The sequence below is a fragment of the Nonomuraea rosea genome, from assembly GCF_039539705.1.
Classification (GTDB): Bacteria; Actinomycetota; Actinomycetes; order Streptosporangiales; family Streptosporangiaceae; genus Nonomuraea; species Nonomuraea rosea.
Genome location: NZ_BAABDQ010000021.1, coordinates 28,989 through 51,417, shown reverse-complemented (window position 1 = coordinate 51,417; position 22,429 = coordinate 28,989). Strand labels below are relative to the sequence as shown.

At 69.7% G+C, this 22,429-nt stretch carries 16 protein-coding genes; 7 read left to right on the top strand and 9 right to left on the bottom strand.

Annotated features, from left to right (window positions below; translation table 11 throughout):
• Positions 1-5: 5 nt before the first annotated feature.
• Genes ABEA43_RS38050 through ABEA43_RS38020 form a run of 7 tightly spaced genes read right to left on the bottom strand, consistent with a single transcriptional unit; the run spans position 6 to position 7,052 of the window.
• A complete protein-coding gene (locus ABEA43_RS38050) occupies positions 6-995 on the bottom strand; it encodes an ABC transporter ATP-binding protein (protein WP_345569700.1) in 990 nt (329 codons plus the stop codon).
• Entirely contained in the window at positions 992-1,987 is a 996-nt protein-coding gene (locus tag ABEA43_RS38045) for an ABC transporter ATP-binding protein (protein ID WP_345569699.1), read from the bottom strand. Before ABEA43_RS38045 ends, ABEA43_RS38050 begins: the two co-directional genes overlap by 4 nt.
• Positions 1,984-2,811 (bottom strand): ABC transporter permease, encoded by an 828-nt coding sequence (locus ABEA43_RS38040; RefSeq protein ID WP_345569697.1) that lies wholly within the window; start codon positions 2,809-2,811, stop codon positions 1,984-1,986. Before ABEA43_RS38040 ends, ABEA43_RS38045 begins: the two co-directional genes overlap by 4 nt.
• Positions 2,808-3,788, bottom strand: coding sequence for an ABC transporter permease (locus ABEA43_RS38035; RefSeq protein ID WP_345569695.1), 981 nt, complete (start codon positions 3,786-3,788; stop codon positions 2,808-2,810). The genes ABEA43_RS38040 and ABEA43_RS38035 overlap by 4 nt, the downstream gene beginning before the upstream one ends.
• On the bottom strand, positions 3,785-5,413 hold the full coding sequence (locus tag ABEA43_RS38030; RefSeq protein WP_345569693.1) for an ABC transporter substrate-binding protein: 1,629 nt from the start codon (positions 5,411-5,413) through the stop codon (positions 3,785-3,787). Before ABEA43_RS38030 ends, ABEA43_RS38035 begins: the two co-directional genes overlap by 4 nt.
• A complete protein-coding gene (locus ABEA43_RS38025; protein ID WP_345569691.1) occupies positions 5,410-6,120 on the bottom strand; it encodes a PIG-L deacetylase family protein in 711 nt (236 codons plus the stop codon). Before ABEA43_RS38025 ends, ABEA43_RS38030 begins: the two co-directional genes overlap by 4 nt.
• Positions 6,117-7,052, bottom strand: a complete 936-nt coding sequence (locus tag ABEA43_RS38020; RefSeq protein ID WP_345569689.1) for a GNAT family N-acetyltransferase — start codon at positions 7,050-7,052, stop codon at positions 6,117-6,119. The genes ABEA43_RS38025 and ABEA43_RS38020 overlap by 4 nt, the downstream gene beginning before the upstream one ends.
• Positions 7,053-7,399: 347 nt before the next feature.
• Here ABEA43_RS38020 and ABEA43_RS38015 point away from each other — a divergent pair, with 347 nt between their 5' ends.
• On the top strand, positions 7,400-11,203 hold the full coding sequence (locus tag ABEA43_RS38015; RefSeq protein WP_345569687.1) for a S8 family serine peptidase: 3,804 nt from the start codon (positions 7,400-7,402) through the stop codon (positions 11,201-11,203).
• Positions 11,204-11,680: 477 nt separating this feature from the next.
• On the top strand, positions 11,681-12,844 hold the full coding sequence (locus tag ABEA43_RS38010) for a glycosyltransferase family 2 protein (protein ID WP_345569686.1): 1,164 nt from the start codon (positions 11,681-11,683) through the stop codon (positions 12,842-12,844).
• A gap of 29 nt (positions 12,845-12,873) precedes the next feature.
• Here the strand turns inward: ABEA43_RS38010 and ABEA43_RS38005 are convergent, their stop codons facing one another.
• Entirely contained in the window at positions 12,874-13,248 is a 375-nt protein-coding gene (locus tag ABEA43_RS38005; protein WP_345569685.1) for a VOC family protein, read from the bottom strand.
• Between the two features lie 263 nt (positions 13,249-13,511).
• A complete protein-coding gene (fxsT, locus tag ABEA43_RS38000) occupies positions 13,512-16,067 on the bottom strand; it encodes an FxSxx-COOH system tetratricopeptide repeat protein (RefSeq protein ID WP_345569684.1) in 2,556 nt (851 codons plus the stop codon).
• A gap of 111 nt (positions 16,068-16,178) precedes the next feature.
• On the opposite strand from fxsT, the gene fxsA reads away from it, so the two are divergent.
• The 5 genes from fxsA (at position 16,179) to ABEA43_RS37975 (ending at position 22,323) form a co-directional block, all read left to right on the top strand.
• Positions 16,179-16,346 (top strand): FxSxx-COOH cyclophane-containing RiPP peptide, encoded by a 168-nt coding sequence (gene fxsA / locus ABEA43_RS37995; RefSeq protein ID WP_345569683.1) that lies wholly within the window; start codon positions 16,179-16,181, stop codon positions 16,344-16,346.
• A 920-nt stretch (positions 16,347-17,266) separates the two neighbouring features.
• Positions 17,267-18,154: an SIR2 family NAD-dependent protein deacylase gene (locus tag ABEA43_RS37990; RefSeq protein ID WP_345569682.1), complete on the top strand. Its 888-nt coding sequence runs from the start codon at positions 17,267-17,269 to the stop codon at positions 18,152-18,154.
• Positions 18,151-19,794, top strand: a complete 1,644-nt coding sequence (locus ABEA43_RS37985; RefSeq protein ID WP_345569680.1) for a tetratricopeptide repeat protein — start codon at positions 18,151-18,153, stop codon at positions 19,792-19,794. Before ABEA43_RS37990 ends, ABEA43_RS37985 begins: the two co-directional genes overlap by 4 nt.
• Positions 19,795-19,843: 49 nt before the next feature.
• The gene (locus tag ABEA43_RS37980; RefSeq protein ID WP_345569679.1) at positions 19,844-21,040 is read left to right on the top strand and encodes an FxsB family cyclophane-forming radical SAM/SPASM peptide maturase; all 1,197 of its coding nucleotides are present in this window, start codon (positions 19,844-19,846) and stop codon (positions 21,038-21,040) included.
• Entirely contained in the window at positions 21,037-22,323 is a 1,287-nt protein-coding gene (locus tag ABEA43_RS37975; protein WP_345569677.1) for an HEXXH motif domain-containing protein, read from the top strand. The genes ABEA43_RS37980 and ABEA43_RS37975 overlap by 4 nt, the downstream gene beginning before the upstream one ends.
• The last annotated feature ends 106 nt before the right edge of the window (positions 22,324-22,429 follow it).

Sequence of the window (22,429 nt, the reverse complement as noted above, 5' to 3'; positions counted from 1 at the left end):
CGCCCTCAGGGAGTGAGCGCCGATTCCGCCTGCCAGCAGTGCGTCCAGCGCCCCTCCCCCAGCTCGGTACGCCCGGGCGCCTCGCCGGAGCACACCGGCAACGCCACCGGGCACCGCGGATGGAACCGGCACCCGCCCGGCGGATCGATCAGGCTGGGCGGCTCGCCGTGCCGCGTGGCCTCGGGCGGCGTCACCCGGTCGGGGTCCGGTGCCGAGTCCAGCAACAGCCGCGTGTACGGATGCCGCGCCTCCTGCGTGAGCGCCTCACTGGGCCCGCTCTCGATCAGCCGCCCCGCGTACATGACCGTGATGTCCTCGGCGAAGTAGCGGGCCGAGGCGATGTCGTGCGTGATGTACAGCAGCGCCAGCCCGCTCTCGTCGGCCAGCTTCTCCAGCAGCCGCAGCACGCCGAGCCGGATCGACACGTCCAGCATCGACACCGGCTCGTCGGCGATCAGCGCGACCGGCCGCACCGCCAGGGCCCGCGCGATGGCCACCCGCTGCCGCTGCCCGCCCGACAGCTCGTGCGGCAGCTTGTCCATGAACTGCTCGACGGGCGTGAGGCTGACGCGTTCGAGCAGCTCGGCGATCAGCTCCTGTTCGTGCGCGTCCGAGCGGACGTGTCCGTGGATGCGCAGCGGCCTGGCCAGGTGGTAGCGCACGCGGTGGAAGGGGTTCAGCGACGCGAACGGGTCCTGGAAGATGAGCTGCACCTGCCGCCGGTAGTCCCTGAACGCCGCGCCGCGATGCGCGCGTACCGGCTCGCCCCTCAGCAGCACCTCGCCCGAGGTGGCCGGGCACACCTGCGCGAGCAGCCGCGCCACCGTGCTCTTGCCGCAGCCGCTCTCCCCGACGAGCGCCGACACCGTCCCGGCTCGCAGCGCGATCGAGACGTCCTCCACGGCCCGGACCGGCGGCCGCTTGCCGAACCGGCCCCTGGGCCCGCGGGCGGCGGTGAAGTGCTTGGTGAGGTTGCGCCCCTCCAGAACGATCATGATTCTTCCTCTCCGGCTCCGCTGCCGCCGTTCAGCAGGCAGGCCACCGCGCCGTCCGCACCGGGCGTGAGCACGGGCAGGACGGAGGAGCATTCCGCCACAGCCAGCCGGCAACGCGGATGGAACGCGCACCCCGGCGGCAAGGACCGCAGATCGGGCGGGGTGCCGGGGATGCCGAGCAGCTCTTCGCGCGGCCCGTGCAGGCGCGGGAACGAGCGGAGCAGCCCCAGCGTGTACGGATGGCGCGGCGCCTTGTGCAGGCCCCTGGCGGTGCCGGTCTCCACGACCCGGCCCGCGTACATGATGGCGATCCGGTCGGAGATCTCCATGAGCAACGACAGATCATGCGTGATGAACACGACCGCGAAGCCGTACTCCTCCCTGAGTGCCCTGATCTCGTGGAGGATGTCGCGCTGCACCACCACGTCGAGCGCGGTCGTCGGCTCGTCCATGATGATGATCTCGGGGTTGAGCGCGAGCGCGATGGCGATGGCCGCGCGCTGCCGCATGCCGCCCGAGAGCTCGTGCGGGTACGAGCGCCGCCTGTCGGCGCTGATGCCCACGCGTTGCAGCAGCTCAACCGACCGTTCCGTACGCTCTTTGCGGGACATGGCGGGCGCGTGGATGCGCAGGACGTCGTCGATCTGGGCGCCGACGGGGCTGACCGGGTTGAGCGAGTTCATGGCGCTCTGGAAGACCACGGCCAGCTCTTTCCAGCGGAACTTGCGCAGCTCCTCCCGCTTCAGCGCGAGCAGGTCGAGCGACGAGCCGTCCTGGCGGCGGTAGACGACGGAGCCGGAGGTGATCGCGGCGGGCGGGCGCAGCAGCCGGGCGACGGCGTTGGCGAGCGTGGACTTGCCGCTGCCGCTCTCCCCCGCCAGGCCGAGGATCTCGCCGCGGCGCAGGTCGAGCGAGACGTCGGTGACGGCGTGCACGACGCCGGAGCCGGACAGGTAGTCGACGCCGAGGTCGCGGATCTCCAGAACGTTCATGCGCGGGCCTTCCGAACCTTGATCGTGCGCAGGCGCGGGTTGGCGATCTCGTCGATGCCGAAGTTCACCAGCGCGAGCCCGGTGCCGATGAGCGCGATGCACAGCCCCGGCGGGATGAACCACCACCAGGCCCCGATGAGCAGCGCCTGACCGTTCTGTGCGAAATAGAGCATGCTGCCCCAGCTCACGGTGGACAGGTCGGCCAGGCCCAGGAACGACAGCCCCGCCTCGGCCAGGATCGCGCCGACCACGGTGGCCAGGAAGCTGGTGGCGATGACGGGCAGCAGCACGGGCAGGATCTCGAAGAAGACGATGCGGAACGGCCCCTCACCGCCGGCCCGCGCCGCCTGGACGAAGTCGCGCCGCCGTACGGACAGGGTCTGGGCGCGCAGCACGCGGGCACCCCAGGCCCAGCCGGTGACCGCGATGACCACGGCCACGGAGGCCACGCCGCGCTGCGGCAGGTAGCCGGCCAGCACGATGATCAGCGGAAGGGCCGGCAGCACCAGGAAGATGTTGGTCAGCACGGAGAGCGTCTCGTCCACCGCGCCGCCGAAATAGCCGCCGACCAGGCCGACGAGGACGGCGAACACGGTGGCGATCACCGCCGACAGCAGGCCGACGCCCATCGAGATGCGGGCGCCGTACACGATCTGGGTGAGGATGTCCTGGCCGGTCTGCGTGGTGCCGAGCCAGTGCGCCGCCGACGGGCCCTGGAGCCCGTCGTCGCTGGTCGCGGCCGGGTCGGCGCCGATCAGCAACGGCCCGAGCAGGGCCATCAGCGCGAAGAAGACGAGGATGCCGGCGCCGATCTTGATCTTCATTCGGACTCCTGCCTGGTGCGCGGGTCGAGCACCACGTACGCCAGGTCGGCCAGGAAGTTGGCGACGAGCACGGCCAGCGAGATGACGAGGAAGATGCCCTGCATGAGCGGGAAGTCCTCGTTCTCGACCCCTTTCAGAAGCATCGACCCGATACCCGGGTACGAGAAGACGATCTCGGTCAGCACCGAGCCGCCCACCACGAAGCCGAGGGAGAGGGCGAAGCTGGTGATGTTCGGCAGGATCGCGTTGCGGGCCGCGTACGCCCACATGACGCGGCGGCTGGTCAGCCCCTTGGCCTCGGCCATCACCACGTAGTCCTCGCCGAGCGTGGTCACCATGACGTTGCGCATGCCGAGGATGCGGTCGGCCATGGACGCGATCACGATCGTCACCGCGGGCAGCGCCGCGTGGTAGACCACGCTGCCGGCGAACTCCCCGGTCAAGCCGGGCATGACGTCCAGCCCGTACGCCCTCGACACCGGGAACCACTGCAGCGTCACCCCGAAGACGAACACCAGCGCCAGCGCCACCCAGAAGTACGGCACCGCGTGCATGAACGTGGCCGCGGGCAGCACCCCGTCCATCCAGGTGCCCCGCTTCCAGGCCGCCAGCACGCCGAGCGAGGTGCCCACCACGTAGCTGATCAGCGTGGCCACGCCGACGAGCCCGACCGTCCACGGCAGGCTGTCGGCGATGACCGTGGACACCTCGGTGGGAAAGAAGGTGATCGAGCGGCCGAGCTCCCCTTGAGCGAGATTGCCCAGATAATCCAGATATTGCTGCCACACGCTCGCGTCGCTGATGCCGAACGCGCGCCGCATCGCGTCGATCGCGGCCGGATCGACGTTCCCCTTCATGCGGGCCACCAGCAGCTCCACCGGATCCCCCGGCATGAGCCTGGGGATCAGGAAGTTGAGCGTGATGGCGGCCCAGGCCGTGAGCAGGTAGAAGCCGAGCCGCCGGGCCAGGAAGCTCACTTGGCCGCCGGCTTCAGGTGCAGCAGCACCACGGCGGCGTCGGGCGAGGTGTACGGCGACGGCATCGCGTACGGGTCCTGCTCGGAGGGCCAGCCGGTGTACTTGTTCGTCCGGAACTGCGACCACGACGGGCTGTAGAACAGCGGCAGCGTCGGCAGCTTCTCCACCATGATCTTGCCGAGCCCCTGCGTGGCCCGCTGCTGCTCGGCCTCGTCCTCGGTGGCGGCGTACTCGTCGATCAGCCGGTCGGTCTCGGCGTCCTTCCACCGCTGGTAGTTGCCGGTGGCGGCCTCCCCGACGGGCTTGAACAGGCTGCCGTGCAGCATGGAGCGAAGCTGGAAGTACGGGGTCGGCCCGGACGCGGTCGCCCTGATCGACAGGTCGAAGTTGCCCTTGCCGACCTTGGACACCCAGTCCTGGAACGCCACGCCCCTGGTCTCGACCGTGATGCCGACCTTGGCCAGGTCCTCGCGGATGAGCTGGGCGGCGTTCACCCAGTCGGTGAACGGCGACGGCACCAGCAGCGTGAACTTCAGCTTGGCCGGATCGACGCCCTTGAGCAGCTCCTTGGCCTTAGCCAGGTCCACCTTGTAGGCGGCGGCCTGGTACTCGGGCGGCACGTACGCCTCGCCGCCCGGCATCGGCACGCCGGTGGGGTGCGCGACCTTGGTGTAGCCGCGCTCGGCCACCTTGACGATCTTGTCCCGGTCGACGGCCAGGCTGATGGCCTGCCGTACCTCCGGCTTGGACAGGATCGGGTGGGTCAGGTTCGGCAGCAGCGCCACCACGCCCTCGGGCGGGAAGTAGAACTTGTTCTGCTCCGGCTTGCCCTGCACGTAGATCTTCTCGATGTCCGGCACGAACGCGCCCGCCCAGTCCACCTCGCCCTGCTGGAGCGCGGTCTGCAGGGCGTTGGCCGTGTAGGCGGGGAACCGCAGCACCGGCACCTCCGGCTTGCCCGGCTGCCAGTAGGACGGGTTCTTCTCCATCTCGTAGAGCTGGGCGGAGAACTTCGACAGCTTGTAGGGCCCGGTCCCGACCGGCTTGGGGTTGGTGAACGTGGCCGGGTCCTGCTGCTTCTCCCACAGGTGCTTGGGCACGATGGGCGAGTTGCCGGCGATGTTGAACAGCTTGGCGTACGAGGTGTTCTTGAAGTCGACGCGTACCTTGTCCGGTGCGAGCGCCTTCGCGCCCTCGATCTCCAGGGCGTTCCTGTTGAGCTGCGGGTGGTCCTTCAGCATCTGGAACGTGAACGCCACGTCGTCGGCCGTGAACGGCTGCCCGTCTGTCCACTTCACGCCCTGGCGCAGGGTGAAGGTGACCGACTTGCCCTTGTCCGACCACTCATGCTTCAGCGCCAGCCAGGGCGTGATCTCGCCGGGCTTGAGCTTGTTGAAGTACATGAGGGTCTCGTGGATCATCCCGCTCGTCCCGAAGTTCACGCCTTCGAGGTGGTACGGGTTGAAGTCCTCCTGGAACGTCCCTGCGTCCACGGCGTGGATCACCAGCGGCGGCGCGCTCCCGGCCGTCCCGCCTGAGCCACCGGAGCCACCGCTGGAACAGCCGGCGGCGACGGCCAGAGCCGCGAGAATCGCGAGAGTACGTTTGACGGGGGGCCTGCTCATTGGGGCGCTGCCTTTCCGAAATACCTCGTCCGGAGGTCGCGCGAGCCCTTCGGGGCGGCGAAGGCCTGGGCGCGGCCGAATCCGGCTGGTGCTCCGCGCACGACGGTCAGCGCGCGGTAGTAGTCGACGTACGGGAAGCCGTAGGTCTCGCCTCGGGCGTACGCGTAGCCGGTGATCGCCTCCGACCAGATCTCGTACGCCTCCTCGCTCAGCTCGACGAACACGTCGGGCGTGTAGCCCTCGGCGTCCTCCCAGTTGTCGGCGTAGTAGAGCTCGCTCGCCCAGTAGGCGGGCAACTCGCGCTCCAGCGTCTTCAGCCCGCCGTAGAAGCGCGCGTCCTCGACGATCCGATGGGTGCGAGCGTGATCTTTGTGGATGGACGCGCTCCAATGGGTCAGGATGACGTCCGGCCGCAGCTCCCTGATCAGGTCGCCGACCCGCATCTTGACCTCTTCGTCCTCGGGCAGCAGGCCGTCCTCGTAGTCGAGGAACCGCACGCCCGCCCCGATCTCGGCGGCGAACGCCTCGGCCTCCGCGCGCTTCTGCTTCGCGTAGCCGGCGACGGACATGCGGGGGTGGCCGCGCTCGCCGAGCGTGAGGTGCAGCAGCGTCGCGCGGTCGCCGCGCAGGACGTGCTGGGCGAGCACGGCGCCCGCCGTCAGGTCGAGGTCGCCCGCGTGCGCGCCGATGGCCAGGACGTGCGTCATGCCGATCGCCTCATCACCTGGAACCGCCTGGTGATCTCGTAGCCCGCCTTGGTGTAGAGGTGGCCGGCCGGGCTGGTCTCGCCGGTCCAGAGGAACCAGGAGGAGTGGAGTCCTTCGGCGCGCATCATGGTCATGGTGAGGTGGAGCAGGATCTTGCCCAGGCCGGTGCCGCGCTGCCCGGGATCGACGCCGAACGGGCCGAACCGCTCGGGGATGCCTCGGTAGGCGGCGTACAGGGCGAAGCCCACTATGTGATCTTTTTTCGCGATAATCATGCGTTTGGGGTCGCGGTGCCGGCGGACCGCCTCACCCCAGTCGGGGTTGAACACGTCGGCCGCGAACCGGATCAGCTCGGGCAGCTCGCCGTCGCCCGGGCTGCGGAAGACGTACCCTTCGCGCTCGCGCTCGGCGCGCAGCTCGTGCACGTCCTGCGGCGTCGCGTAGCCGACGAGCGTCCTGTCCATGGCCACCGGCGAGTAGAGGGTCTTGAACCCGAGCCCGCCCAGCAGCCGGAGCCCGTCCGGATACAGCTCGGCGTCCGCTCCCGGCAGCACATAGTTCGGCGTATAAGACGAGAAATCGACCTTCGTCCGGCCAAGTCCTTCCAGGAACGCCACCGCCTCGCTCACCAGCCGCCGCCCCAGCCCGCCGCCGCGCTGCTCGGGGACGACGAAGAAGAACGGGATCCAGCCGGTCTCGGGCTCCAGATCCGTGCCGGGGGCCAGCGGGGTGCGCCGGCGCACTCCGTACGCGCAACCTGCCACCCGCCCGTCCACCACGGCCACCCGCAGGCCCTCGGGGTCGAAATTCGGGTCGAGCAGCACGCAGTCGCGGAACCAGCCGGCGGTGGTCGGATCGGCTGGCATGCTGCGGTTCCAGGCGTCGACCAGAGAGAGCTCGTCGCCGGGCGCGAACGCGCGGACAGTGACCATGAGGATCCTTTCACCTGGCTGTCCCGCCACAGCTTTCCCAGGGTCAACAGCCCAGGTCAAGAAGATTTGGGAAGAAATTTTCTTCTTCCTCGTATCTATGGAAACTTTCCTTCGCGTCCGGTATGTATGGAATGTTGCCCGTCAAGCGATCTCGAAGTGAGCGTCCGCCACAGGGAAGAAGATCGCGGCTCGTGGCCGTGCCGTATCGGATTGTGCACGCGCCCCGGCACGAGTTTTGACCAGCCGTAAAGTACGGGATTGGTCTGATCACTTAGTGGACATAAGCTCTCTCGGAAGATTTGGGAGCGCTCCCGATGGAGCTCCCGTTGCGACCGAAAGGGCACCCCTTGTCCCATTTACCGTCACGACTCGCGGCAGCCTTATCCGGCTTCGCACTCGTGCTCGCCGCCGGCGCCGCCCCCAGCGCCGCCGCGCCGCCCGACCCGGCGGCCGTTCAGAACACCCCACCGACCACTCTCACCCTCATCACCGGCGACGTCATCGAGTACGCGCCGTCGAAGACCGGCGTCCCCTCGATCGCCGTCAAGGAAGCACCCCGGCAGGACGGCGCGCCCGTCACGTTCGCCATGCTGCCCGGCAAGGACGGCGGATACCTGGTCCTGCCCTCCGACGCCGCCCCCATGGTCGCCGCGGGAGCCCTCGACGAGAAGCTGTTCGACGTCGTGACGCTGGCCAGGGAGCAGCGCGTGGACGCGATCCCGCTGCTGGTCACCTACGCGGGCGACCCGGCCGCGCCCGCGCTGGCGAAGGCCGCGGACGCCCTGCCGGCCAGTGAGAACGTACGAGTGCTCGACAGCGTCAACGGCGCCGCGATGACCGTCGCGGCCGGGCAGGCGGGCGCGTTCTGGGCCGCACTCCGTACCGACAGGAAGTCTGTCGAACGGTCGGCCAGCGGGATCGCCAAGATCTGGCTCGACAGGAAGACGGAGGCGTCGCTCGACCAGAGCGTCCCGCTGATCGGCGCGCCGACGGGCTGGGAGCGCGGGTTCGACGGCAAGGGGACCAAGGTCGCCGTCCTGGACACCGGCATCGACGTCAACCATCCCGACTTCGCCGGGCGCATCCTCGCCACCGAGAACTTCTCCGACGCCGCCGGCATCGCTGACGTGAAGGGGCACGGCACGCACGTCGCCTCCACGATCGCGGGCGCGGGCACGGCGTCCGGCGGCACGTACAAGGGCGTGGCCCCCGCGGCGTCCCTGCTGGTCGGCAAGGTGCTCGGCGACGGCGGCAACGGTGAGTGGTCCTGGGCCATCGCCGGCATGGAATGGGCCGCCGCGCAGGGCGCCGACGTGGTGAACATGAGCCTGGGCAGCTGCTGCGGCGACGGCACCGACCCGATGAGCCAGGCGCTGAACGAGCTCACCAAGAAGCACGGCACGCTGTTCGTGACGGCCGCGGGCAACGAGTACGACCCGCTCACCGTGAGCGTCCCCGCGGCGGCCGACGAGGCGCTGGCCGTGGGCGCGGTGGACAAGACGACGGGCACGACGCTGGCCGAGTTCTCCAGCAAGGGCCCCAGGCTGGACGACGCGGCGGTCAAGCCGAACATCGTCGCCCCCGGCGTGGACATCGTCGCCGCCCGCTCGGCCGACTCCTCGATCCCCGCCATCCCCGGCAACGACAAGTACGCGGGCTTCAGCGGCACCTCCATGGCGACCCCGCACGTCGCGGGCGCGGCCGCGATCCTGGCCCAGCAGCATCCCGAGTGGCGCGCGGGCGAGCTGCGCGACGCGCTGACCTCGACGGCCGAGCGCAACGACGCGTACAACTGGTTCGAACAGGGCAGCGGCCGGGTGAACGTGGCGCGCGCGGTCACCCAGACGGTGTTCGCCGGCTCGGTGGTCGACTTCCACCTGCTCGCCAAGCCCGCCACCAAGCAGGTCACCTACCGCAACACGGGCGCGGAGGCGGTCACGCTGGCCGTCGAGCTGGTCACGCGCGGATGGAGCGGGCAGCCGGCTCCCGCCAAGGCGATCGGCCTCGGCGCCAAGACCGTCACCGTGCCCGCGAACGGCACCGCCACCGTCGATCTCACCGTCGATCCCGCTGCGGGGCCGCAGGGCGCCTATGGCGGCTGGGTCACCGCGAGCGGCGGCGACGCGCGGCTGGTCACGCCGTTCAGCTACTACACGGGTCCGGACACGCACCGGCTCGGCGTGTCGCTGGTCAACTCGTACGGGACCAAGGAGTTCTTCCCCGGCTACCAGGCCGAGCCGATGGTGTACGCGATCCCGCTGAAGCGGCCGAACAGCCCGGAGGACCCGTTCAACCCGGCCGGGTACTACTACCTGCGCACCGACTACGCGGGCAACGGGGAGTTCTACCTGCCGGCCGGGGACTACGAGGTGATCGGCGTCGCCGGCGAGGGCCGGATCAGCAACCGCAGCAGCTGGGTCATCGAGAACGTCACGCTCGACGGGGACGAAACGGTCACCCTGGACGCGCGGAAGACTGTGCGGATCCGTCCGGACACGCCCAAGGCGGCCGATGGGGGCGGGCACGCGTACTACGTGCGCACGTTCACCGATCGCACCTACCCCGTCTCCCTGTACGGCGGCGCGGCAGGCGGCGGGAACGACCTGTACATCACGCCGGTCTCCAAGGCCAAGACGGGCAAGGTGCGGCTGAGCCACCAATGGGACCTCGAACCGCCCGTGCTCACCTCCGTCACGGCGGGGAACGCCCGGCTGCGTCCGGCGTACGACATGGACGCCATGCGCAAGCTCGCCGCGGTCACGACATATCCGGTCGTGTCCGTGGGGCAGGGACACGTCGAGGACTTCGAGGGCGTGGACGTGACCGGCAAGGTCGTCCTGGCCGGGATCCCGGTGGCGGCCGGCGACCGGCCGTACGTCACCGCCGGCGCCAACATGGACGATGCCGCACAGAACGCGCTCAGACGCGGCGCGGCGGGCATTCTCGCTTATCTCGACGTGGACGGCGGGCGGGCGCGGCTGCCCGCGGCGAACTCGCTGACGTTCCAGCGGCTGGGGCTGAGCGCGGCGGAAGGGCGCGCCCTGCGCACGGCGCTCGGCAAGGGTGCGGTGTCGCTGCGGCTGGAGCCGTACTCGGGGCCGCAGGAGGTCTATCACCTGCGCTTCGACGAGCGCGGCCGGGTGCCGTCCCGTCCCGCGAAGGTCGGCATGGAGCAGCTCGTACGGGTCGACGCCGCGTACCACGCCGACAAACCGGACACCAGCGGCTGGGTCTACGGCGAGTCCACGACCGGCGAGGAACCGGGACGTCTGACGTACGGCGGGTCGTTGCGGATGCCCGTCGCCAGAGCCGAGTATTTCGGCCCCGCCTCCGACGACGTGGTCTGGTCGCGCACCATCACGAACGACGGGCTGATCCTGAGCTCGGACAAACGCTTCACGCGACGCGATCGGCACGTGTCGGAACAGTGGTTCAAGGCTCCGCTCGTGCCCGGGGCCGCCGACCTGCCCGAGGGGCACCCGGGCACGGTGCCGTGCGCGTTGTGCCGGGACGGCGACCGGTTCGTCCCCGGCGAGCAGTGGCGGGACTCCGATCCCGGCCACTACAGCAACCTGAGCCCGGTCACGTCCGCGCCCCGGTTGTTCGCCGGGGAGCAGGAGGTGGCGGTGCAGGGCCGGCGGCCGCGCTCGTTCACGGTGCCTGGGGCGGCGGGGCCGTACCGGCTGGAGTCGGTGGACACGACCGGCCGCACGCTCTCCAAGCAGGTGGCGACGACCTGGCAGTTCGCCTCCACGCCGCCGTCCGGGACGCCCGCCGGGTATTCGTGCTCATTCGGTACGTCCTGCGCCTTCCAGCCCGCCGTCCAGGTCGCCTACGATCTGCCGCTCGACCTGCTCAACCGGGCCGCGGCGGGCAAGACGTTCGCGTTCGACCTGCGGGCGGGCGCGCATTCGGCGATCCGGCGCGCGCCGGAGGCCGAGCGGGTGAAGGTGGAGTTCTCGGTCGACGACGGGACGACCTGGCGGGCGGCCGACCGGGTGCGGAAGCGCGGCGACGGCCGGTTCCGGGTCGAGATCGTGCATCCGGCGCTGGCCCAGACCAGCGGATTCGTCTCACTGCGCGTCACGGCGTCGGACAAGGCGGGCGGCTCGGTCACCCAGACCATCAACCGCGCGTACGCCCTGCGCTGACCCCCGAACCGGGCCGCTGACGCCCGAAGCGGACGGCTGACGCCCGAAGCGGACGGCTGACGCCCGAAGCGGACGGCTGACGCCCGAAGACGGCCAAGGAGGCACGCACCCCCTCCTTGGCCGTCCCCCTCTCCGAACACCCGCCACCAGGACCGCAGGCGCATCCGAGCACCAGCACCACCACGCACCGGCACGCCCGAACACCAGCACGCCCTCGCACGGGGACGATCGCTTCCCAGAGCCTCCGCCCCACTCCCTCATCCACAGGACAACCCAGCCCCTCCCCCGCCATCCCCAGAACCCCGTTCGGTCCTCCGCCGACCTCACCCACCGGTGCATCCTCATACCCACATCGCCCCACCCCTCGGAGAGGAAGCACCAAATGCCCGGAGGCCCGCCCACCTTGGGATTCAGCCTGATCATCTACGCCACGGTCGGCCTGGTGAGCATGATCGCGCTCAAGCTGCGGAGGCACAGGTGACCCCGTCCCCCGCCCAAACCAGCACCGCCACCCCCACCCCGACAACCACCTCACCCACAGCCGCCCTGACCCAGGCAACCATCTCCACCCTCACCCCGCCTGCGGACGGCCGCCTCACCCTCACCGTCATCGTCCCCGCCCACAACGAGGAGCACGGCCTCCCCGCCACCCTCCAATCCCTCCAAGCCCAATCGACTCCACCCGACAAGATCATCGTGATCGACGACGGCTCCACCGACCGCACCGGCGAGGTGGCCGCGAGCTACGGCGTGACGGTCCTCCGCCCACCCCACAACCTCGGCAGCAAGGCCAGAGCCCAGAACTACGCCCTGCCCCACTGCGACACCGACCTGATCCTGGCCGTGGACGCCGACACCGTGCTGGCCCCCGACTACATCGAACGCATCAAGCCCGCCTTCACCGACCCCGACGTCGGCGTAGCCGCCGGCAACGTGCAGACCCGCTTCACCCGCACCCCCTGGGAACGCGGCAGATCCACCGAATACCTCTTCGGCTTCCACTGGCACCGCCCGATCCAGCAGCTGGCCAACAGCCCCATGGTCTGCTCAGGCTGCTGCTCGGTGTTCAGGCGCACGACCCTCACCGCGTTCGGCGGCTTCCCTGAGCGCACGATCGTCGAGGACATGGACTTCACCTGGAGCCAGCAGCTCGAAGGTCGCAAAGCGGTCTACGTGTCCGACGCCATGGCCTGGGCCGCCGACCCCGAGACCCTCACCTACCTCCGCAAACAGGTGTGGCGCTGGATGGCGGGCTTCATGCAGAACGTCCGCCTCCACCTGCCTCGCCTCCTCACCCGCAAGCCCATGCTGGCCACCTGGATCATCCTCGCCCTCCTGGAGATCCTGCTCGCCCCGCTGTGGTGGGCCACCCCGCTGCTGCTCACGTTCACCATGCACGAGCCCGTGGCGCGGACGCTGACGTGGTGGGTGGGCGGCGAGCTGCTGCTCACCGTCCCCGCCCTCCTCTACGCCGCCAGACGCCGCCGCCTCCCCATCGCCCAGGTGCTGTTCAACCTGCCGTTCGTCTACCTGAACAAGGCGGTCAACCTCTACTACGCCTGGAAAGCCCTGGTGGTCGAGCTGGTCATGGTCCCGCTGCGCCTGTCCCGCGGCCTGCTCATCTACGAAAAGGGCCGCTGACCACAACAACCGCCCCCGACCGAGCCGCCCTAACCGTTCAAGCGCCGGCGCAGCAAACAGAACTCGTTGCCCTCCGGATCGGCCAGAACATGCCAGGACTCCTCACCCGTCTGCCCGACGTCGGCGGGCCGGGCACCGATGCTCAGCAACCGTTCGAGCTCGGCGTCCTGATCGCGATCAGTCGGATTCACGTCGATGTGCAGCGGAAGCTGCCCCGTCTTCGGATTGTCCGTCGGGCTCAAGATGAGGGTCGGCTGCAAACCACCGAACCCCTCCTCAGGACCTATCTCAATGCTCCCCTCATACCGATCGAGGACCACGTAACCAAGCACCTCGCACCAGAACTCCGCAAGACGCTCGGGGTCGCGACTGTCCAGCACCAACTCAGTGATACGGCATGCCATGTGATCACTCGTACCCACGCGCGGTTGTTCCAGCCCCCCAACCGCACCAGCTCATGCCCCCGCACCCGTGAGACGACCAATCCCGCTCACCGACCCGTGAGCACCACCAGCCCCCGCCCACCGAACCCGTGAGCACCACCAGCCCCTGACCACCCAGCCCGCTCAGCCCGCAGCCCGCTCAGCCCACCGAGCCCACCGAACCGTGAGAGGACCGAGCCGTGAGACGACCGAGAGAACGGGGACCAACAGCACACACAGGCGACTTACAGCACAGGCGGGTCGAAGTCGAAGTCCAGCCGGCTGCCCTGGCGGGACACCAGCACGTCGGGATGGTTGGGCCCGAGCACCCGGTCATACCGCTCCAGCACATCCTCCCGCAGCACCGCGGCCTCATCCTCGGCCCCGGTAGCCACCAGATCGACCACGAGGTTCGCCCCCGCGGCCAGCGTGACCGGATGGTCCTCACCGAACAGGGAACGCAACTCGCCCAGCGTCCGCTCGCCCAGCTCCCGCGCCTCGTGCACCAGACCGACGCTCGACAGGTCACTCGCGAGGTTGATCGCACAGGTCAAGGAGAAGTAGTGATTACGTGTGAGCCGCCGGTCGAACCCGGCCAGCGCCGCCTCGTCGATCTCCCGCGCCCGCTCCTCGTTCCCGCTCACCCGCAGGAGCAGGGCGAAGTTACTGTCGCAGCCGTACTTGAAGGGGTGATCATCACCGTACATGAGCGCATAACGCTCCACGATGTCCCGCAGCAACCGCAGCGACTCCTCGACGTGGTCGGCCGCCCGCTGCGCGTTGGCCAGGCAGAGCGCGGCGGCCAGCGTGTCGGGGTGGTCCAGGTCGGTGCCGCGCTTCTGCAGCTCGAAGGTGCGTTCGGCGAGCTCCAGCGCCTCGTCGATGAAGCCGGCCCGGCGCTTGGCGATCGACAGGTCCTTGGCGCTGCGCAGGGTCCACGGGTGGTCCTGGCCGAGCTCCTGCAGGCCGAGGTCGAAGGCGTCCTGGCCGAGGTCGCACGCCTCCCGGTAGCGGCCCTGGAGCCGGACGACGCGGGCCAGGTTGTTCATCGAGGACAGCACGTTGGCCCGGCTGGCCCCGGATCCGGCCTGCCGCTGCAGCTTGAGCACCCGCGCGTGCAGGGTCTGCGCCGTCTCGTACTCGCCGAGCAGCAGGTGGTCGAGCGCGAGGTTGTTCATGGCGCGCAGCGTTCGGCGGTGCGCGCGGCCGAAGACGGCCTCGTGCTGGCTGAGCGAGTCCTGGTCGTGCTTGAGCGCCTCGGCGAAGTCGCCGCGGTAGCGCAGGTCGGCCCCGTGGCTGTTGGTGAGCAGCAGGGTCTCCTCGTCGGCCTCGCCGAGCACCCGCCGCATCCGTTCCATGAGCGCCTTGTTGCTGTTGAACGACTCCTCGATGGCCCCCAGCTCGCGGATGATGATGGCGTAGTGGCGCTGCGAGGTCAGTACGAAACGGTCGTCCTCGCCGCTCTCGGCCCGCCACGCGTCGGCGAAGTCCTGCACCAGCTCGCGGGCGGACTGGAAGTCGCCGGAGGTGTAGATGTAGCGCACGATGTTGAGTGCGAACTTGCGGACGTTGGGATCGAGGCTGGACTTGATCTCGGCCGGGGTGATGTGGCCGAGCAGGTTGGCGTAGCGGGGCCACGCCGTGGTGTCGTCCGGCTCGTAGCCGTCCACCGCGGCGGTCAGCAGCAGGTGCACCTCGCGGCGGAAGGACTCGATCTCCGCCTCGTTGAGCTCGTCGCGCAGCAGCGCCTGCACCAGCCGGTGCACCGTGACCGTCCGGCTCTCGGAGTCGATCCGGACGAGGGCGTAGCGGCCCAGCTCGCGGATGACCTGGCTGAGCTGGATCGGGTCGGACAGCAGCGCGGCGATCTTGGACCCGGCCGCGTACGTCTCGGGCAGCTCGTCCAGCAGGTCGCGGGGGATCGGCTCGGGGCCGAAGAACGCGAAGCACCGCAGCAGCTCGACGGCCTGCGGCATCCTCGCCTTGAGCTGCGACACCGAGGTCGCCCACGCCGCCGTCATGGACAGCGGATAGTCGGTCGGCTTGTTGGCACCGAGGAGGCGGGTGGTCTGCTCCTTCAGCAGCCGCAGATACTCCTTGACCGACATGCCCGACTCAGCCTGGAGGGCTCCCGCCTGCTCCAGCGCCAGTGGCAGGTCCCCCAGCGCCTCGGCCAGCCGGTCGGCCTGCTCCGCCTCGATCCCGTCGCCGACGCGCCTGCGCAGGAACGCGATGCTCTCCGACCGCTCGAAGACGTCGACGGGGAGGGTGTCGACCACCCCTTGCCAGCTGTGGTTGCGCGAGGTGATCAGCACATGCCCGGGTCCGCGCGGGATGGTGTCGTTGATCTCCAGGTTCTCGGCATTGTCGAAGATCAGCAACCAGTTCTTGTACGGCTCCCCGCGCCGCAACGCGTCCAGAGCGGCCTCCGCCGCGTCCTCCACGCTCTGCGGGCCTACCTTGAGATGCATCTCGCGGGCGAGCCCCGCCAACGACGACTTCACCAGCATCGGCTGCGCCGAGGGCACCCACCACACCAGTTCGTACGCGTGCCTGAAGCGGTGCGCGTACTCGATCGCGAGTTGCGACTTGCCTACGCCGCCGAGCCCTTGCAGGGCGTGTGGCGCGGGTTGAGACTGGTCCTGTGCTTGCGGCAGGACGGCGGTGACCTTGGATTGAAGTCCCGTTCGGAGCTTCTCGATAAGGTCGTCCCGGCCGGTGAAGTTTTTGTTTCTTTGGGGGATTTTGCCCCATACAGAGGGAGCATGGCCAGAATCGTGGTGCGAGTGCGAAGTTGTCACGATATCGCCTCGAGTCGGCCGGTCTTCACAGGAGCTGAGACAAGCATAGACATCATATTGAAGGCAGAGATAGATAGGATCCGCAGGCTAGATCATTTTTCAGGGAGAGCAATGAACGAAGAAGCTGTACTGGAGTATGGCGGTGGCCTTATTGATGTCACCGGGCTGGGCCTGAGCGCGCTGGAGGGTATCGAAAGTTCCAGGTTGGAGCAGGCCGTCCGCCGTCTGGTCGATGAGTCGAACGTGACCCCGGTCGCGAAATTCCAGTCCGCCGTCTGAGCCGTCATATGTGACCGCCCGCCAGGTCAGCGCGCCCAGACGCCCACCACCTGACCTGCGGGTCGCAACCACCACCCCCTCCAGCCCGCGATCTCCCGCGACACCCACCCGCGCTCCCCGCGACCCCGACCCCACCCAACGGCCCCCGCAGCATCAGGCCTCCGCCCAACGGCCCCGTGACACCCGGCCCCCGCCCAACGGCCCGCGCGACTCCCGGCCCCCGCTCTAACGACCCCTCCGACACCTGGCCCTCCACTCCACGACCTTTCGCTGCACCTGCGCCAGGCCCCACCACATCTGGAGCGCCCGCCCAAGGCAGGCCGCCTCCGGAGCGCCCGCCCCGGCGCCCACACCCCTTGCGGCCGCGCCCCTCCGAGCTGCCCGCCCCAGGAGCTCGGCGCCCCGCGACACGATCCAGCCCCGGCGCCTCCGCGTACGCCCACCCAGGCCAACCCCCTCCGTGCACGCCCACCCCGGGCCAGCCCGCCACCCGCGCACGCCTACCCAGGCCAGCAAGCCACCTCCGCGCACAGCCACCCTGGGCCAGCCGCCACCTCCGCGCACGCCCACCCCAGGCCAGCCCGCCACCTCCGCGCACGCCCACCTCGGGCCAGCTCCCCGGTCTCGACGACGCCCATCCGGAGCACGCAACCTCCGCGACCTCATCATGCGGGACCTCAAAAGACTTCGCGTCACCCGACCTCGAATGCGAAAGCTCGCAAAACGCCCAGCCCCACATCCGAGAGTTCCGCAACACCCCACTCCACAGCGCCGAATTCCCCTCACAAGACCAAGCCGATCGACAAATGGCGACAATCCACATAAGTTACGGTCAGCCCGGAAATGGCCGCACTTTTCGCCCGGCGAGGGGTCGGACATAATCACCGAACAAACAATGTTTCAGCCGGTGGGGTGGGTACGTGAACGATGCGGACTGGGACCGACTGATCAAGCAGCTCCGCAGAGGCGATTGCACCCCCCTTCTCGGCGCAGGCGCCTGTTATGGCCGCCTGCCCACCGGCAGAGAGCTCAGCGAGCACTTCGCGGAGAGATACCACTATCCCTTCGCCGACAACGCCAACCTCGCCCACGTGATGCAGTACGCCGCCCTGGTCCAGAACGACCCGACCGATCTCAAGGTCGAGGTGTGCAACTACCTGAAAGAGTGCGCGAAGGCCGCCTTCGACCCCCTCGACCCGCACACCGTCCTGTCGGAATTCCCCATCACAACGTTCATCACGACGAACTACGACAACTTCATGTTCCAGGCCCTGCAGCGCTGCCGCTCGGGCCCGCGCACCCCGAACGTGTGCACCTCCACCTGGTGGGACCCCTCGGAGAGCGACCCGGTGCTGGACCCCGATCAGGACCACCCGCTGATCTATCACCTGCACGGCAAGTGGGACGACCCGGCCTCCCTGGTGCTGACCGAAGACGATTACGTGACCTATCTCCTCAATCTCCGCGACGTGGGCGATCAGAACGGCCGCCGGCTCCTGCCGATTCCCTATCCGGTCCTGGAGGCCATGACCTCCAGCCCGCTGCTCTTCGTCGGTTACAGCCTCCAGGACTGGAACTTCCGGGTCCTTTTCCGCGGTTTGATCAGATCCATCGCGTCCACCCGCAGACGCCGCCACGTCAGCGTCCAGCTCCTGCCCAGGCTGGATTCGGCATTGGACAACGCGGAGCACCTGGCCCGTGATTATCTGAAGAACTATTACGAGGACCTGAAAATATCGATCTACGTCGGCACCACGGCGGAGTTCTTCGGGGAGCTGCTCGACCGGAATGCGAGGACGCCACAATGACCGCGACCGATCCGACCGACCGGCCGTATGTCGGGCTGCGTCCGTACGGCCGCGACGACCGTCCCCTGTTCCACGGCAGGGACCTGGAGTCGCGGGAGATCGCCACGCTGTGGCGGGCCGCCGGGCTGACGGTCCTCTACGGCGCGTCCGGCGTCGGCAAGACCTCGCTGCTGAACGCGGGCGTCCTGCCCAGGATCGACGCCATGCAGGCCGACGTGCTGCCGGTGGTCAGGATCTCGCCGCACGCGCCGATCGAGGGCGGCAACCCGTACGTCATGGCGCTGCTGTCCGCCTGGGCCCCCGACGCCGGGCCGAGCGCGCTGGCCGGCACCTCCATCACGGATTTCCTGGCCGCACGGCCCGACCGCAAGGACGAGTACGGCGACCCGCTGCCCGTGCTGGCCGCCATCGATCAGGCGGAGGCGATGTTCCACAGCGATCTGGCGCACGAGCGCGACCGCAAGGACTTCGTCGGCCAGCTCGTCCGCGCCATGCACGACCACGCGTGCCTGCACCTGCTGCTGTCGCTGCGCGAGGAGTTCCTCTTCCTGGTGCTGCCCTATGAGCGGCCGTTCGGGCAGGGCTCGCGCGCCCGTTTCCACCTGCAGCCGCTGGCTCCGCAGGCCGCGACCGACGCCGTGGAGAAGCCGCTGGCGCACACCAGCCGAACGATCACCCGCGCCGCCACCACGCTCCTGCTCGACGAGCTGCGCTCGGCTCCCGTCACCGAGGCCTCGGGCGACGTCTCCCTCTACCACCTCGACACGGTCGAGCCGGTCCAGCTCCAGGTGGTCTGCTCGGCGCTGTGGGACTCGCTGCCCGGCGAGGTGACGGTGATCGACGAGGACCATGTGCGGGCGTACGCGAAGGTCGAGGAGTTCCTGTTCGAGTTCTGCAAGCGGGCGGTCACGCGGGTGGCCGCCGAGTTCGGCATTCCGGCCGGTGAGATCCTGCTGTGGCTGCGCCGCACGTTCATCACCGACCACGGCACCCGCAACACCGCGTACGAAGGGCTGGAGAAGACCAAGGGAATGCCCAACGGCGTGGCCCGCGCGCTGGAGGACCGGCACGTGCTGCGCGGCGAGCACCGCATGGGCAGCCGCTGGTACGAGCTGGCCCACGACCGGCTCATCGGCCCGGTGTCGCACCGCGGCTCGCCCGACACGTACCTGGACGCCGCCCGCGTCGCCCGTGCGCAGCGGAACTGGCCGCTGGCCGGTCAGCTCGCCGACGAGGCGTGGCGCGCGGCCGATCCCGACGACACGGGGGTGCGCGCGGAGGTCGCCGAGATCTACGCCGAGGCGGCGTTCGCGCGAGGCGACGTCAAGGCGGTGCGCCGCTACTGCGACGAGGCGGCGGCGCTCTACGCGGAGCGGGGCCGGTTCGACGGGGTGGCCAGGGCGCTGACCATCGACGGGCGCTGGTATCTGGCGAACGGCGACATCACCCGGGCGATCGAGCAGATCAACACCGCGGTGACTCTCGCACCAAATGACATTGCCGCACAAATGGCATTGGCGGAGGCATTCAGCCGAGCGGGCACCCCGCAAGCCGCCGCGGCCGTCGTCAACGCGGTCTTCGGCCAGCTCCCGGAAGAGGCGGTCGAACAGGCGAACGAAATGCTTCGACTACCCGAGTGACGTCATATGCTTGGCCTCTCGCAAGTCTCAGCGTGGAGGCTGATCCGAGGTGTCCGAGTGGCCAGCGACACTGGATGTCGGCGCATTGCTGGCCGGCGGCTGGCGGCCGACCCCCTTCAACCAGTTCATTCTCAAGGTGCACAGCCGCTGCGATTTGGCCTGCACGTATTGCTATATGTACGAAATGGCCGACCAAAGCTGGCGATTCCGCCCCAAACGTATGTCGCGCGAAACGGTCGAAGCCACCACAAAAAGGATTGCCGACCACGCCGCAGCACATGATCTCGACGCCGTCCACGTGATCCTGCACGGCGGCGAGCCCCTCCTCGCCGGGCCAGACGAGATCCGTGACGTCGTGACCACCCTCAGAGCCGCCGTCCCCGCCCGCGTCGAGGTCAGCCTGCAGACGAACGCCGTCCTCCTCGACGACCGCTTCCTCCGCCTGTTCGACGAGCTCGAGATCGGCGTCGGGGTGAGCCTGGACGGCGGTCCGGCCGAGCACGACCGCTCCCGCCGCACCGCCGACGGCCGCGGCAGCCACCACAAGGTCGCCGCCGCGCTCGAACGCCTGACCGCGCCGCGCTTCCGCCACCTGTTCCGCGGCCTGCTGTGCACCGTCGACCTGCGCAACGACCCCCTCGCCACCTACGAGGCGCTGCTCGCCTTCGACCCGCCGGCGATCGACTTCCTCCTCCCCCACGGCAACTGGAGCGAGCCGCCGCCGGGCAGGACGCCCGGCGCGCCGGCCACCCCCTACGCGGGCTGGCTGACGACCGTGTTCGAGCAGTGGTACGCCACTCCGTCCCTTCCCACCCGCGTCCGGCTGTTCGACGAGATCATCCACCTGCTCCTCGGCGGCCACTCGGCGACCGAGCAGATCGGCCTGTCCCCCGCGGCCATGATCGTGATCGAGACCGACGGCGAGATCGAGCAGTCCGACCTGCTCAAGTCCGCGTTCGAGGGCGCCGGCCACACCGGTCTGCACGTCTCCCATGACGCCTTCGACGACCTGCTGCTCCTGCCCGGCACCGCCGCCCGCCAGATCGGCCGCCGCGCCCTCGCGCCGAAGTGCGCCGCCTGCGAGGTCGGCCGGGTCTGCGGCGGCGGCCTCTTCGCGCACCGCTACGAAGCCGGCAGCGGCTTCCGCAATCCCTCCGTCTACTGTGCCGACCTGCTCGGGCTGATCCAGCACGTCCGGCGCAGGGTCGAGGCCGACGTCTCAGCCCGTACAAAGGAACTCCGATGAACCTCACCGAGCACCGGATCCCCGCGGACGCGTTCGACGCGCTCGCGAGCGGCGGCGGAGGCGGCAGCGCGATGCGGCGGCTCAGCGCCGCCCAATACAGCAAGCACCTGCTGCTCATCAGGGGTGTGCTGGACGTGGCGCGGGCGGCGGGCCACGCCCGCTGGGCGCAGACGCGCCGCGCCTACGACCTGCTCGCCACCCTCCAGTCGCAGTATCCGGAGGCGGTCGACCGGGTCCTGCAGCACCCGTCCGTGGGCGCGTGGGCCCGTCACACCATCAGGACGCGCCAGTGCCCCGAGCAACTGGCCGCGCTCGCCGCGGCGGTGGCGATCCGCGCCCGTACGACCTGCGAGGTCGACGTCCCCGTCGTCGGTGGCAAGGCCACGCTGCCCTCCCTGGGCCAGGTCAGCTTCCCCGACGGCGTGACCATGGCCACCGTGCACTGCTGGCCCGAGGGCGCGGAGGTGAGCGCCGGCGGCATCGTGGTCGAGATCCGCGACGGCGTCCCCGGCTGGCAGGGCCTGCGCGCGCTCACCGCCGAGTCCGCGGGCAAACGGCTCGACCTGCTCATCGACGACCTCGACCCGCACCGGATGCCGGGCTCCAGCGACCTGCGCGACCGCCTGACCAGCGCACAGGCCGACCACTGGCGCCGCGTGCTCGAACAGTCGTGGGAGCTCCTGGTCAGCCACCACGCGCCGGTCGCCGACGAGGTCTCCGCCGCGATCACGGTCCTGACGCCCCTCGACGACCCGGCGGTGGGGGCGGCCAGCGCCACCTCGCGCGACGCGTACGGGTGCATCGCCCTGTCCACCCCGCCCGACCCGCGCACGCTGGCGGAGACGCTCACCCACGAGGCCCAGCACGCCAAGCTCTCCGCGCTGCTGGACATCGTCACCCTGACCCGGCCCGACGACGGCTCCCGCTACTACGCGCCGTGGCGCGAGGACCCGCGCCCGGCCGGCGGCCTGCTCCAGGGCTCGTACGCCTACCTCGGCGTGACCGACTTCTGGCGCCGCCAGCGACGGCACGAGACGGGCGAGAGCGAGATCCGGGCGAGCGCGGAGTTCGCCCGCTGGCGCTCGGCGGCCCGCCTGGTCACGGGCACCCTGCTGGACAGCGGCCGGCTGACGGAGCACGGCGTGACCTTCGTCGATGGCATGGCCCGCCGGCTCGACGCCTGGGCGGACGAGCCGGTGCCCGCCCAGGCCGCCGCGCTGGCCGCGCGCGCCGCCGACCGGCACCGCGAGCGCTGGCGGCAGAACAACGGCGACCTCGGCTGACACCCAAGAGCTGGAAGGCGACGCCCAGACGCCCCGCCCAGACGCCCAGACGCCCACGAGCTGAAAAAGGCCGCTTCCGATCACGGAAGCGGCCTTTTCGTAAAGG